The sequence below is a fragment of the Candidatus Eisenbacteria bacterium genome, assembly GCA_016867715.1.
Classification (GTDB): Bacteria; Orphanbacterota; Orphanbacteria; order Orphanbacterales; family Orphanbacteraceae; genus VGIW01.
This window is the reverse complement of record VGIW01000011.1, coordinates 1-15,439: the sequence shown is the minus strand read 5'-3', so window position 1 is coordinate 15,439 and position 15,439 is coordinate 1. Positions and strand designations below refer to the sequence as shown.

The following is a 15,439-nucleotide window of genomic DNA, read 5'->3' as shown; positions in this document are numbered from 1 at the left end:
CTTTCAACGAAAGGATCAGGACGAGATGACGTAGCGAAACGGGTTCACGCAGCGGTCGTTCAAGCGGACCTCGTAGTGCACGTGCGGGTTCGTCGAGCGGCCCGAGGATCCCACGGCGGCGATGACCTGCCCTCGCACGACCTCCTGCCCCTTCCCGACGAAGACCCGGCTGTTGTGGCCGTAGCGGGTCAGGATGCCGTTTCCGTGATCGATCTCCACGATGAGCCCGAGATCCCCGCTCGTTCCGGTGAAGCGGACCGTTCCGTCCGCCGTCGCCACGATCGGCTCGCCGCGCCGCGTGGAGAGATCGAGGCCGAAGTGCATCGTCCGGCGGCCGGTGAACGGATCGGCTCGAAACCCGAAGCCGGCGGTGAGAGTGCCGTTGTCGACCGGAAGAATCGAGGGGATCCGCGCGATCTCGTCGCGGCGGGCCGAGAGGGCGTCGAGAACTTCGGTGAAGCTCTCGCGGAGGAGCCGCGTCTGGCGGGAGAGCGTCTCCGCGTCGGTTCGCGGGCCTCGAGCGAGGAGCTCCTCCGGGGTCTCCCCCTCGAAGCCGAGCAGGTTACGCTCCGAGCCGATCGCCGGACCGCCGACGCCGACCATCCGCACGTCGTCGTCGATCGGATCGAGGTCGGCTACCGCGCGGATCCGCTCTTCAAAGGAGGAAAGCTGGGCGAGCTCGACCGAGAGGCCGGAAAGCGTCTCGCGCATCTCCTCAACGCGCTCGTTCAGGTTTCCGTTCTCCGCGGCCAGCCGCGCGGACTCCGCGCGCGTGCGCGCGAGCTCCGCCGTCCGGAGAACCGCGTTCCCGGTGACGAAGACGCCGAGAAGAACCGAGAGGAGCGCTCCGTAGACCGCGCCGACGGGGATCCGGTATGACCGGACGTTCCCGCTCGCTTTCGGAATCACGACGATCGTAATCCGATCGGTCACATAGCTTTCGATCCAAGAGGAGAACAAAACGCGGTTCCCTTATGCGAGCTCGAGAGTTTAACCGAGACTGAACGGAATCGGGTCGAAACTAGCCAAAGGTCGAAAACCGTGTCAAGCTCTTTTCCGCGACGGTGAGTCAACTGCTTGTCCTGTAAGCAATTAAAAGGGCGGAACACGGCGCATGTCCGTCCCCGTTTCCCGCTCGACGAGCCGCCCCAACCCTACCACCGGTTGGATTTCGCGGACGTTCCGGTAGCCCAGGTGGTGGCGCAGCCTACGGCCGCACCGCGACGTATTGCGTGAAGCCCTCGCGGAAGACGAGAAAGACGATCGGCCGATCGGGCGACCGCACCTCCTCGCGCACTCCCTCGTAGTCCTCGAGGTTCCGGATCGGCTTGTCCCCGATCTCCTGGATCAGATCCCCGATCCGGATCCCTCCCTGCCAGGCGGCGCTCCCCGGCTCCACCGAGTAGACGAGCACTCCGGGATGCCCGACGAGGCCTAGGGTTCGAACCACCTCCGGCTCCTCCGCCGGGTCCACCACCTGGAGCCCGAGCCACGTCTCCGCTTCCGCTCGTTCCTCGCCCGCCGTCACGACGTCGGGACGCTCGACGAGAACGACGTTCGCCTTCCGCCGCTCGCCGTCGCGGGTGAACTCAACCGTGACCCGCTTGCCGACCCGGCTCTCCGCGACGAGCATCCGGAAATCCGAAACCCCGCGGACCGGGATTCCATCGAACGAGTGGATGACGTCTCCTCGCGTGAGGCCGCTCTTCTCGGCCGGGCTATTCGGAATCACCTGGCCGACGAGAATCCCCTCGGTCGCCCGCAGCCGTTTCCCCTCGATGATGTCCGGCGTCAGCTCCTGCGGATAGATGCCGATGTAGGCGCGCAGGACCTTTCCGCTGGCGATCAGCTCCTCGGCGATCTTCCGCGCGAAGTTGATCGGGATGGCGAACCCGATCCCCTGTCCCGTCGGGTTGACCGCGGTGTTCACGCCGATCACCTCCCCGCGGATGTTGACGAGTGGTCCTCCCGAGTTGCCGAAGTTGATCGAGGCGTCGGTCTGGATGAAGTTCTGATAGACGGGCGTTCCCCCCGCGATGTCCAGGTCCGACCGGCCCTTGGCGCTCACGACGCCGACCGTGACGCTCCCCTCGAGATACCCGAGCGGGTTTCCGACGGCGATCGCCCAATCGCCCACCTGAATGCTGTCCGAGTCTCCGATCCGCGCGACCGGGAAGGGTCCTTCCCCGCGGACGCGGATCACCGCGACGTCGGTGCTCGGATCGACGCCGACCACCTCGGCGACGAACTCTCGGCCGTCGATGAAGCTGACGCGGATCTCTTCGGCTTCCTGGACGACGTGGTTGTTTGTGAGGACATAACCTCTTGCATCAAAAACAAAGCCGGACGCGGTTGAGGGGACCTCGATCGTTCCGTCCTCCGGGAAGAAGTCGCGTAGGCGGTCCCTCCCCCCGACGGGCGGATGCGCGAACATCCGCCGCGTGCTCACGTTCACGACCGCCGGCTTGACGAGATCCGCGATCCGCACGAACGGGGATTCGAACGTTCCGAGCGCCTCCGTCGTCCCCGAAACGGGCGGCGGAAGGCGACGCTCCGCTTCCGCGGGGGGAGAGATCCTCTCGCCCGCTTGCGAAGAGGGAGCCCACTTGCAGCTTGCGGATACGAGAAGCCAACAGAGGGCGCCGAGCGCCGCTCCCCCCGCCCGTCGGGCCCATCTCCGGCGCGCGCGTGCCTCCTCGGTCATGTCTCGTTCCCCTCCCGCGTCTCCGCGCCCCTCCCGCGCGACTCCCGGCGGATCTCCTCGATCTCCGCCTCGACCCGCGTCAGCTCCTCTTCGGCGTTGCGGATCCGCTCGACCATCTCCTTCACGAACGAATCTTCGGAAATCCTCGCTTCCGGATTCATCGTGAGAAGATCGTACACCCTCTCCCCGATCTCGGCACGGAATCGTTCGATCCGGCGCGTGATCCCGACGACCCGGAGCCTCCGGCTCGCGATGCGGGCGTAGACGTCGGTCTTCTCGGCGGCGATCTGATATCCCTCGACGACGCCCCTCCGGACCTTTTCCCAGAACGAACCTTCCTCAGGCTCGTCCCGCGGCTCGGTCCGGCGAGCCCCGGGGGGCGGTCCCTTCGGCGTCTCGTCCGATCCTTCACGCGTCGCGTCGTCGCGCTTCTCGTCGTTCATCTTTCTCTCCCTCGGCGTAGGGGCTTTCCGTTTGCCCGCTTCCGACGCGGATGCTACCATGCCGGGCATGCAATCCGCGAACGATTTGCGCTCCTCGGCGCCGGCCGAACGGCGCGACGATCCGGTCTTCTTCGTCGCGGACGCCCATTTCGGCGCGGGCCGGGAGAGCGAGGAGCGAGCGCGAATCGAGAGGTTCCTTCGCTTCCTCCGGCACGTCCGCGAGCGGGCGCGGATCCTTTACATCGCGGGGGATCTCTTCGACTTCTGGTTCGAGTATGCCGAAGTGCTCCCCAGAGTCCCCGTCCTCGTCCTTCGGGAGCTCGCGGAGCTCGCGCGCGCCGGGGTCGACGTGCGCTATCTCGCGGGGAACCACGACTATTGGATCGGCCGTTTCTTCCGCGAGACGATCGGGATCTCGGTCTTCCACCGGCCGATCGATCTCCGCCTCCAGGGGAAGCGCATCTACCTCACGCACGGAGACGACCTGGCCGCCGGGCATGATCCCGGCTATCGCCTGCTCCGCCGCATCGTCCGAAATCCAGCCGCGATCCGCGCGTATCATTGGATTCATCCGGACATCGGCATCCCGCTCGCGCGATGGGCTTCGCGCGTGAGCCGCGCGCACACGAGCCGCAAGAAGTTCATCCTGAACCGAACACTCGAGGACGCGGTCCGCCGGAAGTTTCGAGAGGGGTTCGACTGCGTCATCCTCGGGCACATCCACTTCGCCGAACACTTCCGTTACGACGAGGGGGAGTGCGTGATCCTCGGCGACTGGATCGAGGCGTTCACCTTCGCGGAGATGACGGGCGGCGCGATCACGCTCAAGCGGTTCGAGGAGTAGGCCTCTTGTGCCAGGTACAGGATCGTTCCTGTACCTGGTACAGAAACCCCCGCCACCACGCGCGGGTGGCGGCCACGGCCCGCCGGGATGACGTTCCCAGACGCGCGGGTCCTGTCGGCGGCTGTCCGCTCGATGCTCCCCCTCCGCGCTTCGCGCTCCGGGGACTCCCTCGGCAGCCTCGGTCGCGCCTATGGGACGAGTGGTTGAATTCGCCGAGCCTCGGTGGCTGCGCTTCTCGCGGATGCCTGCCGCCGCCACCCGCGCGTGGCTCAGTCGTCGGACGGCGGGTCACTCCTTCGCGCCGCATGCGCGAAGGAGCTTCCTCGCCACCCCGTCGCTCTTCGCGACGGGGAGCCCCGGCTCAGTCGTGTCGGCCATCCGCCCGCTGCCGTGCTCGCTGTCGCTGCGCGCGAGTGGGAGGGGCGCATGGGCCACTTGGGCTTGTCGCGACCGTGGGAGCGACAAGCGTTAGTGGCCCAACGCCCCGTGGCCGCCACCCGCCGTGGTGGCGTCAGGTACGGTGTCAGGTACCGAATTCAGGAATCTGTCTACTTGTCAGAAATGGGGTATCTCAGGAATGAGGTATCAGGTACCGAATTGAGGTACCGAATTGTCCGGCGGATGCAGGAATCCGCCTACTTGTCCCTGTGCAGGCCGAGCGCGAAGCGATGGACGTTCCCGAAATCGGACTGGAAGGGGACCAGAGCGTACTGGATCGAGTAGAACCCGCGCGCGATCCCGATGCCGAACGCGTAGTCTTCTTCCTCGTAGCCCCATTTGTAGCCGAAGCGGAGCGAGATCCCGCTCGCGAGGCGGAGATCCCCGCCGAAATGCGTGCGCGCGTCGTCGTCCCTCGACTTTCGAACCTCCGCGGAAACGAGAAGCTCGCCCGACTCCGCGGGAAGCGGAATCCGATAGGCGGCGCCGCCTCGAAGATCGAGCGGGAGCGAGAACCTCTCTTCCACATAATAGGGCTCGTTCCCAAAGTTCGCGATCGCCCCGCCGATCGTGAGGTTCTCGATCGGCGTGTCCGCCTGAAGGCCGAGATCCGCCGCCACGCCGTGCGCGCTCACCCGGTCGATCTTCGAGTAGAACGGCTTCGCGGCGAGACCGGCCCGAAGCGGACCCCATGCCCGCGCATAGGCGAGAGAAACAACGATGTCGTACGCGCCGAAGTCGCCGAGAGGTTCCAGCGTCGGATTCTCGTCCCGCCGCTCGATCCCGCCGACGTAGAGCCCGCTGATCCCCGCGGCAAGCGCATCGGCGCCCCGATTCCAGGCGACGACCGCATACTCCATCCGATGCTCGACGAACCACTCGGTGTGCGCGAGAAGAAGATCGTACCCTTCGGCGCCGAGCACGAGCCCCGCCGGGTTCCAATAGAGCGCGCTCGCGTCATCGGCGACCGCCGTGTACGCGTATCCCATTCCGGAAGCGGCGACCCCCGGATCGACAAGCATCGAGCGGAGCCCGACCGGCGCGGAGCCAGCGGAGCCCGCCGCGCACAGGGCGGCGGCCGAAACAAACAAGAAGCGTTTCATCTGTCTTGACTCCGGCGGTTCTCGCCCGGCAGCACCCCCGCTCCCGCGACCCTCGCGGGAGAGGACATCCTGTGTAATCTTACCTCCGTCCCCCGTTCTTCACAACCGGCCGAAATCCTCAGCGGGCGACCGCGATCGGGACGAACTTGACCTCCTCGCGCGGCGCCGAAGGGTTCCGCGGCCCGGCCCCTCCTCCCCGAAGGCGCGCCTCGAGCCTCGCGACGTAGACCCCGCTCCCCACGGAGCGCGTGTCCCACACGAACTCCCCCGTCTCCGCGGGAACGAGCGACGGCGGAAACTCCTCGACGAGCGAACCGTCGATCCCGTAGACCCGCGCGCCGATCTCCGCCTCCTCTCGGAGGCGATAGTGGATCCGCGCGATCCCCCCCGGCCCGACCGGGTTTGGGTAGCAGAAGGTCTCCTTGTCGACGAAGAGACCCTCCCCTCCTCTCGGCTCGAAGGGAGAGGAGCGGTAGAGCCCCGCGAGCCCCGCGCCGTTCGCGTACCCGCTCCACTCGATCCGCCCGGCCGAGGAGCCGAAGACGAGGAGATCGAAGGTGCCCCTTTCCGTCGCGACGAGAACATACGTTGTCTCCTCATCGAGGGACGCCGTCATCGCGACCCCGAAGGGACTCCTTCCCGCCGCCGCGACCGGGAAGCCCGGGAGCATCCGGCCCTCCGCGTCCGCGACGCCGATGCTCCCGTGTTCCGTCGCGAAAACAATCTCGATCGTCCCGTCCCCGTCGAGATCGCCCGCCGCCGGCGACCCGATCGGAGGATCGCCCGGGTCGCTCTTCGGTCCGTGTCCCGCGCGGAGCGGCCATCCGGCCGAGGGGGCGCCGGTCACGTTTCGCACATGAAGCTTTCCGTCGCCGCTCCCCGCGAGGATCTCCGGAAACCCGTCCCGATCGATGTCGGCGGCGGCGAGGATCCCGACTGCCGTCGCTCCGAGGTCGGCCGCGACAAGGTCTCCGCCCGGAAGCCCCGACGGGCTTAGGATAAGCGAGCGTCCGGATGCGACCGCCGCCTTTTCGACGAGCGCGTTCTCGCCGGCCGTGGGACCGGGCCTCAGATGATGCCGGAGAAGGATCGGCGGAGAGGGAGTCCCCTCCGTCTCGATCTCTTGCGGGACGCCTCCCGCCTCGACCCGCATGAGCTTCCCCGCGTCGGTGGCGGCCCAAATCCCCGACCCGAGCGCCGCCGGGCCGACGGCCCGTCCCTCGAGGCGCGCGATCGAGTCGCGTGCGGTTCCGGCCGGATCGAGCGCGAACACGGTCGTCTCCCCGCCCCGGAGGACGAGCGAGACGAGCGAGCCCTCGGGCGCCGCCGAGGAGAGGAACTGCCCATCGGCTCCCGCGATCGAGTCCCCCCACGCGCCGGACGGATCGATCACTCCGTTCATTTTCATCCGAACAATCGAGCCATTGACCATCGGGAAGTAAAGGGCGATCGGTCCGTCGGCCGCCGCCGAGAACGCGGACGGAGCGAACGAGACTCCGCCCGGAAGCTCCGCCGGCCATCCGTCGAGCGGCTTTCCGTCGAGGCCGAGGATGTTCCCGAAGCTCGCCCCGCTCGCCGTGTCCAAGTACGCGAAAGCGAACCCAAGGATCCCCTCCCGCGCGCTCCTCACCGGGATCACCGGACCGACCACGCGGACGCCGGAGGCGCGCACCGGCCACCCCCGCGGCCGTTCGCGGAACGCGACCGAGAGGGTCATCACGCTCTCCGCCGGGCTCTCGACCTCGATCGTGATCCCCGTGCGGGCGCCGTAGGCAGTGCTCGTCGAGGGATCGGTGTCCGGCCCAAAGCGGGTCCGGTTCCCGGCGCGCCACGAGTCGGCCGGAGATCCGAAACCCTCGAGCGAAGTCGCCCGCCGGTCGAGATCCCGAATGCCGTCCGCCTCTTCCAGATCCACCCCCTTCCGATCCGGATCGGCGTTCACGGCGTTCCTCGAGCGAAAATCCCCCGACTCGCGAATCTTCGCCTCGTCAATATGCCAGATGAAAATCCCCGATCCCTCGATCGACCCTTCCGCCGGGATCGACCAATCGAACTCCGCCCCCTCGTAGGAATCCTCGAACGGGTAGAGAATCCCGTCGCCGTTCTTGTCGTCGAAGTCGAACCGGCCGTTTCCGTTCTCGTCCTTGTAGCGGTTCTCGACGAGCCAGTACTCGTCCTCGTGGATCGGGATCCTCAAGATCTTCGGGCGCGGATCCGCGCGCGCGACGAGAGGGAGAGCGATCGTCGTGTCCCGTTCGACGAGAAGCGGTTCCTCCCATCCGAAAAAGACCTTCGTCCACGCGCATGGGTGCGGGGGAAGAATCCCCCCCGAGTTCCAGAGCCCGGTCCCCATGATCCCGAAACCGCCGATCCCCTGCGACGACGTTCCGTCGTCCGCATCGGTGTCGAAGAGGGACGGGGCTCCGAGAAGCCTCCCCATCATGTGCGCCGCGACGCCGAGAGTCCATTGCGCGAGAGGCCTCCCCCCGAAGGAGTCCTGCGTCTCGCTCTCGGGGAGGATCACCCCCTCGGCCACGAAGAACGTGTCTCCCGTTCCCGTCCGATCATCGGTCGGGATGCCGCGGAAGCGATCCTCCATCCCCGAGTCCGCGAGGGCGGCGGCGAGATCAGGGAGCGCGAGATAGACCGTCCAGATGTCGCCGGGGGAATCGCCGAGAACGTCGGTCTCCTCCCCCGCCCCCGCGTGGAAAACGAAGAGGCCGTCGTACGCGGAGAAGTCGACGAGCGGGTCGGCGCGCAGAACCGCGTCGCGGAGAAGAGCGGACTGCCGGCGCGAGGTCTCTTCGTTGTCTCCGTAGTACGCCATCATCTCCGGCGCGGTGAAGATCGTGTCGGGGACCGTCGCCTCGATCCGGAGCTTTCCCTTGGAAACGGCTTCGTAATACTGCGCGAGGTAGCGGAGCTGCTCGCGGAAGTACGCGGCGTCGCGCGGGATGTCGAAGAGCTCGGGGAAGCTGTCGCCGTACACCGCCTCGTTCGCGTCCATCACGTCGCCGAAGGTGCCGTTCCCCGTCGTCGTCGGATCGTCGTCCGGCGAGAACTCGATGAGAATCGCGAGAAGCCGATAGGTCCCCTCGACCTCTTCCTTCACACGCAAAGCTCGGACGGACGAGAAAGACTCGGAAGGAGCCGCTCCGATCGAGGACCGCCCCCCCCCCCGATGAACGCCCGCCGGCGGGACGAACGAAGCCGCGGCGAGAGACGAGGGGAAGGAGAGAGAGGAGAGGAAAGAGAAAAGAGAGAGGAAGAAAGACAAAGAGAAGGACCGATGGTTGCCCGTCAAGAGACCCTCCCCGGTCGACCGCCCTCGGCGCCCCCGGAACCGAGGGCGTCCCGAGCATAGGGAGGGCGGGCGAACCTGTCAACCCCGCGCGGATCTTTCCGTTCGGACGCTTTCCCCTTGCGAAGGGATCATAAGGGATTCTTATATCTGATTTCACCATTCCACAATTGACGGCGATCGATAACTAAGGCAAACTTTAGCCGGGTTACAGATCCCCTCGTTTGTCGGCCGGGCGACGCAGCAGGTGAGGCAGCAGTGATCGAACCGAACCGACCCCCATCCGGAGGCAACGGGGGTTTCCTTGCCCGGCGGGTTCTCCGCATCTCACATGTCCTCAGCAACGCGGTGCGGGAGATCCTCGAAAGACGCCTGATCCGCGAGACGGCCGAAGCGTCCCTTTCCCCCTCCCAGGTCCACTTGCTCAAGCTGATCTCGATGAACGGCGACCATTTCGTCGGAGAGATCGCTGCGTTTCTCGGCGTCAGCGCCCCGGCCGCCTCGAAGAACATCGACAAGCTCGCCCGGCTCGAGCTTCTCCGTCGAGTGACCCCCGAAAGGGACCGCCGGAACACCTGTCTTCGGATCACGCCGAAAGGGCGCATCCTCGTCGAGGAGTACGAGGCGCGCCGACTCCGCGCCCTCGAGCCGGTTTTGGACACGTTCACCCCCGAGGAGAGCCGGGAGTTCACCCGGCTTCTCGAGAAGTTCGTTACGGAATTGATCCGTATAGAAATGATTGATACCCGCAGCTGTTTGCGCTGCGGTGCGTTCTACGAAGGGGAGTGCCCCGTTCGCGGGGTCACCGGTCACTGTCCTTACGAGCGGGCGCGGAGGGCAAGTATGCCGTAAGCTTGTTCTTGCTCGCCCGCCATAGGGAGACGGGCACTATGGCGGTGCACCTGGAATCGAGACGTTTCTGGAGAAAACCCCTCGACGACGCGGACATCCGGAGGACGCGCGGCGAGGTCCATATCCTGGTCGAGCGGTGCAAAGGCTGCGCCTACTGCGTCGAGTACTGCCCGCTCGATGTACTCCGCATGTCCTCGCGCTTCAACCGGAAGGGCTACCACCCGCCCGAAATCGCGCGCGCCGACGAGTGCGTCGCGTGCCGCCTCTGCGAAACGCTCTGCCCCGAGTTCTCGATCTTCATCACCGTTCCGGAAGGCGGAGGCGCCTCGGCGGCCGAATCCCTGATCGAGGAGGTGCTCCCATGAAGGCATCCCCAGAAGGAGTTCTCACTGGCGCGCACTACCTGGACGGAGACCACGCCTGCGCCGAAGGGGCGCTCGCCGCCGGATGCCGCTTCTTCGCGGGCTATCCGATCACCCCCTCGACGGAGATCGCGGAGCGGATCGCGCGCCGGTTCCCCAAGGTCGGGGGCGTCTTCATCCAGATGGAGGACGAGATGGCCTCGATGGCGGCGATCCTCGGCGCCGCCTGGGGCGGGGTGAAGGCGATGACCTGCACCTCCGGACCGGGATTCTCCCTCATGATGGAGAACATCGGCCTCGGGATCATGATGGAGGTCCCTTGCGTCGTCGCCAACGTGCAGCGCGGCGGGCCGTCGACCGGACTTCCGACGATGGTCGGCCAACAGGACATGATGCAGGCGCGCTGGGGATCCCACGGCGATTACGGGATCATCGCGCTCTCGCCGAACTCGCCGCAGGAATGTTTCAACAGAACCATTCAAGCATTCAACCTTTCCGAAAAGTATCGCGTGCCGGTCCTCGTGATGATGGACGAATGCGTCGGCCACATGACCGAGAAGGTCGTCATTCCCGAGCCGGACGAGATCGAGGTCGTCCCGCGGCGGCTCTCCCCCCTCCCTCCCGGCGAATATCTCCCCTACGCCGCGAACGGCGACAAGGTGCCGGACATGGTGACTGCCGGCGAGGGATACCGCATCCACACGACCGGCCTCACCCACGACGAGCGGGGCTACCCGGTCATGACGGCCGAGGCTCAGGACAAGCTGGTTCGCCGACTTCGCGCGAAGATCGACGACAACGCCGGGAAGATCCACGACTACGAATGTAAGAGGCTCGACGAGGCCGACGTCGTGGTCGTGAGCTACGGCATCACCTCGCGCGTCGCCCGCGCCGCGATCGACGCCGCGCTCGACGACGGCCTTCGCGTCGGCGAGATCCGGCTCATCACGGTGTGGCCTTTCCCGAGCGGGCTCATCCGCGACCTCGCCGCGCGGACGAAGGCTTTCGTGGTTCCAGAGATCAACCTCGGGCAGATCGTTCTCGAGGTGGAACGCGCCGCGGCCGGCGGGGCGCGGACGATCTCCGTCACACACGCGGGCGGCTGGGTGCACGATCCGCAGACGATCTATCACGCCATTCGCGAGGGTCTCCGCGGGAACGGCGCGCCCCGGAAGCCCGCGAGGAAGCCGCGCAAGGAGAAGCAGCCGTGAGAGACGCGAACAAGAACGCGCGAGGCTCCGCGACCGCGGAACAGGAGACGATTCTGGAACCCCGCCATCCGATGGAGCCGTTCCTTCGGATGGACCGCTTCCCGCACATCTGGTGCCCGGGATGCGGCATCGGAACGGTGGTGACGTGCTTCGCCGACGCCCTCAAGAAGGGCGCCTTCGACCTCGACCGGGTCGCTGTCGTCTCCGGAATCGGCTGTTCCGGGCGCGTCGCGGGGTACATCAAGCTCGATTCCTTCCATACGACGCACGGCCGCCCGATCCCCTTCGCCACGGGCCTCCACCTCTCGAACCGGAAGCTCAAAGTGGTCGTGATCTCGGGCGACGGGGATCTCATCGCGATCGGGGGAAACCACTTCATCCACGCCGCCCGCAGGAACGTCGATCTCACGGTGATCTGTATCAACAACTTCAACTACGCGATGACCGGAGGACAGGTCGGTCCGGGGACGCCGGTCTCCGCGCTCTCGACGACGACCCCCTTCGGGAACTTTGAGCATCCGTTCAATCTGCCGGCGCTCGCCGCCTCAAGCGGCGCGGTCTACGTCGCCCGCTGGACCTCTCTCCACGTGCGGCGCTTGACGAACTCGATCCTCGAAGCACTAACGAAACCGGGCTTCACGTTCGTCGAGGTGATCGCCCCGTGCCCGACACTTTACACAAGAAGAAATAAGCTCGGCACCTCGATCGAGGTTCTCGGGTCGTATCGGGACAACTGCGAGATTCGCCACGGCGCCGATCCTTCGACCGTGGACATCACGTTCGGCGGGAAGATCGTGATCGGGAAGTTCGTGGACGTCGCGGGAAAGCCGACGTTCCTCGAGAGCCTCGACGCCGCCATGCAGAGAGCGCTCGGAAAGGAGTACGGCCTCGGCAAGGACTACTACATGCGATCCGCGGGGCAGAGAGCGCTGGTCGACCGGGAGGCGAGACATGACTAGAACCGAAATCCGCGTTTCCGGTTTCGGCGGACAGGGGATCATCTTCCTCGCGTACGTGACCGGCCGCGCCGCTGCCATCCACGAGGGACGCCACGCGACGTTCAACCAGAGCTTCGGACCGGAGGCGCGCGGCTCGGCGTGCTCGGCGCAGCTCATCCTCTGCGATGAGCCGGTCGACTACCCGTACATTCGGCGCCCGTCGATCCTGGTCTGCATGTCGCAGGAATCGTACAGCAAGTTCCGCGACGAGCTGAGCCCGGGGGGAATGCTCCTCATCGACGAGGACCTCGTATTCCTCCGGGCGGGCGAGGACGCGCGAGTCTTCGGCGTCCCCGCCACCCGGATCGCCGAGACGATCGGACGCCGCATCGCTGCGAACATGGTGATGTGCGGCTTCCTGGCCGCCGTCACGGGAGTGGTGAAGAAAGACGCCGCGCGGGCGGCGATCCGCGAATCGGTGCCGCCCGGCAGCGAGACGATCAACCTGCAAGCATTCGACCAAGGCTACGCCCACGGCGAGAAGCTCGCCGGCGCGAGGGCGGAGGCCGCCTCGTAGTCGGGCGGAACCGGGCAATGCGCGCGGCCGGCGGTCCCGGTCGAGCCCGAAGGAGTGAGCCGGAAATGGAGCTCGCAACCCTTGAGCAAGCCAAGCTGATCTTCGAGAAGGGAACGGAGCTGGAGATCGAACGGATCAGCCCGTCCCCCTGCACGCTGGCATGCCCCGCCGGCGTCAACGTCAAGGGGTACGTATCGCTCATCGCCGAAGGCCGATTCGTCGAGGCGCTCGGCGTCGTGCGCGACAGGTGCCCTCTCCCCGGAGTGTGCGGTCGCGTCTGCAACCATCCGTGCGAATCGGTGTGCCGGCGGAACAACGTCGACGGAGCGGTTTCGATCCGCGCGCTGAAGCGCTTCGTGGCGGATTACGCGGCGGAACTGCCGCCTCCCCTTCTCCCCCCGAAACCCTTCCGCGAGGAGCGGATCGCGGTCGTCGGTTCGGGACCGGGAGGGATCACCGCCGCCTACGATCTCGCGAGGGCGGGGTTCGGCGTCACGCTGATCGAATCGGAATCCAAGCTCGGCGGCATGCTTCGCTACGGAATCCCCGACTATCGCCTCCCTCCGGAGGTTCTCGACCGCGAGATCGACGCGCTTCTCGGTCCCTCGGTCCAGGTCCGAACGAACACCGTGCTCGGACGGGATGTCGGTCTCGACGAGCTTCTCGCGAAGGGACACGCGGCGGTCTTTCTCGCCGTCGGCGCGATGAAGAGCCGCCGCCTCGGGCTCCACGGCGAGGGAGAGATCCAGGGGGTCGAGGACGCTCTCGCTTTCCTCAAGAGGGCGAACGAAGGGGATCGAACGCCGTGCGGAGAACGCGTGCTCGTGATCGGGGGCGGGAGCAGCGCGATCGATGCCGCACGAACCGCGCTCCGCCTCGGAGCGAGAAGTGCGGACATCGTCTATCGACGTTCGAAGGAAGAGATGCCCGCGGTCGAGGAGGAGATCCGCGCTGCGGAGGCGGAAGGAGTCGGCTTCCGCTTCCTCACCGCGCCGAACGCGCTCAAGGTGGAGAACGGGAGGGTCGTCGCGCTTGAGTGTCTTGAGGTGCGCCTCGGGGAGCCGGACGCGAGCGGACGGCGCCGCCCGATCCCAGTCTCCGGATCCGAGTTCACGCTCCGCACCGACGCGGTGATCGCCTCGATCGGGCAGGAGCCGAACCTCCCGTTCCTCGGCAGCCGCTACGAGTCCTCGGTCGACCGGAGCGGGTGCTTGATCGTTTCCGATGAGACCGGCCTCACGCGCATCGGACGCGTGTTCGCGGGAGGCGACGCGGTCACCGGACCCGCGACGGTGATCGAGGCGATCGCGGCCGGCCACCGCGCGGCGCGCGCGATCCAGCGGTTGATCGAAGAGGGACCCGATTCGCTTCTTCGCGCGTTCCCCGCGCCGGCCGCGCGCTGGGAGGTCGGGCTCCCCGATCCTTCGCCCGACCGCCACGAGCGCGCGCACGCGCCGGAGCTCTCGCTCTCCGAACGGAGCGGCTTCGAGGAGGTCGAGCTCGCGTTCACCGCCGAGGACGCGATCGACGAGGCGTCGCGCTGTCTCCGGTGCGGACCCTGCTTCGAGTGCCACACGTGCGTCTCCACGTGTCCGCGCCGCCACGTGCTCGTTCGAAGCGCGGCGACGAACGGGGAGAGGATCGCGTCGATCGATCTTCTGCTCCGCACGCCGCGCGAGGGAACGCCCGCGGAGGCGCGGGAGAGCGAAGCGCGCGGAATGCTCCAGGTGGAATCCGACGGCAAGGAAGACTCGCCGATTTCGGTCACTGTTGGGCTCGTCAAGTCGCGCGTCGACGAGAGACTCTGCCGGGGGTGCGGGCGATGCATCGAGGTGTGCGCCTTCCGCGCGCCGCGCCTCGTTCCCGGCAAGGACCAGGAACCGGTGAGCCGCATCGACCCGACGCTCTGCCGCGGGTGCGGCCTCTGCGTCTCGGTCTGCTCGACCGGCGCGGCGGAGATCGAGCCGTTCTCGAAGAACTGGATCCTCGACTCAGTGACCGACGCCTCACCGGACCGGAAGGTCGGGAGAAGCGTCGTGATCACGTGCCAGCGGCGCGGGGGCTGTCTCGCGCCGGCGGCGGAGGAGCCCCACGATGGGGTCGAGATCATCCGCCTTTCATGCGTCGGGCAGCTCGAGGCGGGGACGATTCTCAAGCTGATTCACGCCGGAGCGGAAGAGGTCCTCGTCGCCGGCTGCGCCGAGGAACGGTGCCGATTCGAGCACGGGGCCGGCATCGCCGCCGATCAGGTCGAGCTTGCCCGCGCGCTTCTCCGGATGTGCGGAATCGACCCGGATCGCGTGCGGAGCGACTGGTCGGAAGGCCGCGAGGGCGATCCTTTAATTCTCAATGATCTAGTCGGCGCGGGGGGACGATCATGATACGGCTCGAAGAACTGGCGAGGCGGACAAAGGCGACCCTCTGCCTCGCGTGCGGGAAATGCACCGGGAACTGCCCCCTCGCCGAGTTGGAGCATGGGCACTCTCCGCGCCGTCTCGTCGCGCGCGCGCTCGCCGATCTCGAGGCCGACGGCCGAATCCTCGTGCGGAAGTGCCTCACCTGCGGCGCGTGCGAGGAGCGCTGCCCCGAGGGGGTGGCGTTTGTCGACTTCGTGCGCGAGGTGCGCGCTCTTCTCCCGCCGGAGGAGCGGGCCTCCTGCCCGCATC

13 protein-coding genes are annotated in these 15,439 nt (G+C 66.9%); 8 read left to right on the top strand and 5 right to left on the bottom strand.

Annotation, left to right across the window (positions count from 1 at the left end):
• Positions 1-15 precede the first annotated feature (15 nt).
• The 3 genes from FJY73_03715 to FJY73_03705 form a co-directional block, all read right to left on the bottom strand.
• Positions 16-960, bottom strand: a complete 945-nt coding sequence (locus FJY73_03715) for a M23 family metallopeptidase (GenBank protein ID MBM3319766.1) — start codon at positions 958-960, stop codon at positions 16-18.
• A gap of 247 nt (positions 961-1,207) precedes the next feature.
• Complete coding sequence (locus FJY73_03710; protein MBM3319765.1) at positions 1,208-2,704, bottom strand: trypsin-like peptidase domain-containing protein; 1,497 nt, start codon at positions 2,702-2,704, stop codon at positions 1,208-1,210.
• Positions 2,701-3,147 carry a hypothetical protein gene (locus tag FJY73_03705; protein MBM3319764.1) on the bottom strand — a complete coding sequence of 149 codons (447 nt, stop codon included), beginning with the start codon at positions 3,145-3,147 and terminating at the stop codon, positions 2,701-2,703. Before FJY73_03705 ends, FJY73_03710 begins: the two co-directional genes overlap by 4 nt.
• A 58-nt stretch (positions 3,148-3,205) precedes the next feature.
• Here FJY73_03705 and FJY73_03700 point away from each other — a divergent pair, with 58 nt between their 5' ends.
• Entirely contained in the window at positions 3,206-3,991 is a 786-nt protein-coding gene (locus tag FJY73_03700; GenBank protein MBM3319763.1) for a UDP-2,3-diacylglucosamine diphosphatase, read from the top strand.
• Positions 3,992-4,626: 635 nt separating this feature from the next.
• Here the strand turns inward: FJY73_03700 and FJY73_03695 are convergent.
• Together FJY73_03695 and FJY73_03690 are read right to left on the bottom strand one after the other, a co-directional pair.
• The gene (locus FJY73_03695) at positions 4,627-5,532 is read right to left on the bottom strand and encodes a PorV/PorQ family protein (GenBank protein ID MBM3319762.1); all 906 of its coding nucleotides are present in this window, start codon (positions 5,530-5,532) and stop codon (positions 4,627-4,629) included.
• 118 nt (positions 5,533-5,650) lie between these two features.
• Positions 5,651-8,644: a hypothetical protein gene (locus FJY73_03690; protein MBM3319761.1), complete on the bottom strand. Its 2,994-nt coding sequence runs from the start codon at positions 8,642-8,644 to the stop codon at positions 5,651-5,653.
• 447 nt (positions 8,645-9,091) lie between these two features.
• Here FJY73_03690 and FJY73_03685 point away from each other — a divergent pair, with 447 nt between their 5' ends.
• From FJY73_03685 to FJY73_03655, 7 genes are all read left to right on the top strand, one after another.
• Positions 9,092-9,685 (top strand): winged helix DNA-binding protein, encoded by a 594-nt coding sequence (locus FJY73_03685; protein ID MBM3319760.1) that lies wholly within the window; start codon positions 9,092-9,094, stop codon positions 9,683-9,685.
• 38 nt (positions 9,686-9,723) lie between these two features.
• Positions 9,724-10,050: a 4Fe-4S dicluster domain-containing protein gene (locus tag FJY73_03680; GenBank protein MBM3319759.1), complete on the top strand. Its 327-nt coding sequence runs from the start codon at positions 9,724-9,726 to the stop codon at positions 10,048-10,050.
• A complete protein-coding gene (locus FJY73_03675) occupies positions 10,047-11,258 on the top strand; it encodes a 2-oxoacid:acceptor oxidoreductase subunit alpha (protein MBM3319758.1) in 1,212 nt (403 codons plus the stop codon). The genes FJY73_03680 and FJY73_03675 overlap by 4 nt, the downstream gene beginning before the upstream one ends.
• A 71-nt stretch (positions 11,259-11,329) precedes the next feature.
• Positions 11,330-12,217 (top strand): 2-oxoacid:ferredoxin oxidoreductase subunit beta, encoded by an 888-nt coding sequence (locus FJY73_03670; GenBank protein ID MBM3319757.1) that lies wholly within the window; start codon positions 11,330-11,332, stop codon positions 12,215-12,217.
• Positions 12,210-12,773: a 2-oxoacid:acceptor oxidoreductase family protein gene (locus FJY73_03665; protein ID MBM3319756.1), complete on the top strand. Its 564-nt coding sequence runs from the start codon at positions 12,210-12,212 to the stop codon at positions 12,771-12,773. The genes FJY73_03670 and FJY73_03665 overlap by 8 nt, the downstream gene beginning before the upstream one ends.
• 65 nt (positions 12,774-12,838) lie before the next feature.
• The gene (locus FJY73_03660; protein ID MBM3319755.1) at positions 12,839-15,154 is read left to right on the top strand and encodes an FAD-dependent oxidoreductase; all 2,316 of its coding nucleotides are present in this window, start codon (positions 12,839-12,841) and stop codon (positions 15,152-15,154) included.
• On the top strand, positions 15,151-15,439 hold a 289-nt coding region (locus FJY73_03655), incomplete at its 3' end, for a 4Fe-4S dicluster domain-containing protein (GenBank protein ID MBM3319754.1). The genes FJY73_03660 and FJY73_03655, both read left to right, overlap by 4 nt.

Coding starts and splice junctions, on each gene's coding strand:
- FJY73_03710 (MBM3319765.1), bottom strand. CDS start 2,704: ATGACCGAGGAGGCACGCGCGCGCCGGAGATGGGCCCGACGGGCGGGG.
- FJY73_03705 (MBM3319764.1), bottom strand. CDS start 3,147: ATGAACGACGAGAAGCGCGACGACGCGACGCGTGAAGGATCGGACGAG.
- FJY73_03700 (MBM3319763.1), top strand. CDS start 3,206: ATGCCGGGCATGCAATCCGCGAACGATTTGCGCTCCTCGGCGCCGGCC.
- FJY73_03695 (MBM3319762.1), bottom strand. CDS start 5,532: ATGAAACGCTTCTTGTTTGTTTCGGCCGCCGCCCTGTGCGCGGCGGGC.
- FJY73_03680 (MBM3319759.1), top strand. CDS start 9,724: ATGGCGGTGCACCTGGAATCGAGACGTTTCTGGAGAAAACCCCTCGAC.
- FJY73_03675 (MBM3319758.1), top strand. CDS start 10,047: ATGAAGGCATCCCCAGAAGGAGTTCTCACTGGCGCGCACTACCTGGAC.
- FJY73_03670 (MBM3319757.1), top strand. CDS start 11,330: ATGGAGCCGTTCCTTCGGATGGACCGCTTCCCGCACATCTGGTGCCCG.
- FJY73_03665 (MBM3319756.1), top strand. CDS start 12,210: ATGACTAGAACCGAAATCCGCGTTTCCGGTTTCGGCGGACAGGGGATC.
- FJY73_03660 (MBM3319755.1), top strand. CDS start 12,839: ATGGAGCTCGCAACCCTTGAGCAAGCCAAGCTGATCTTCGAGAAGGGA.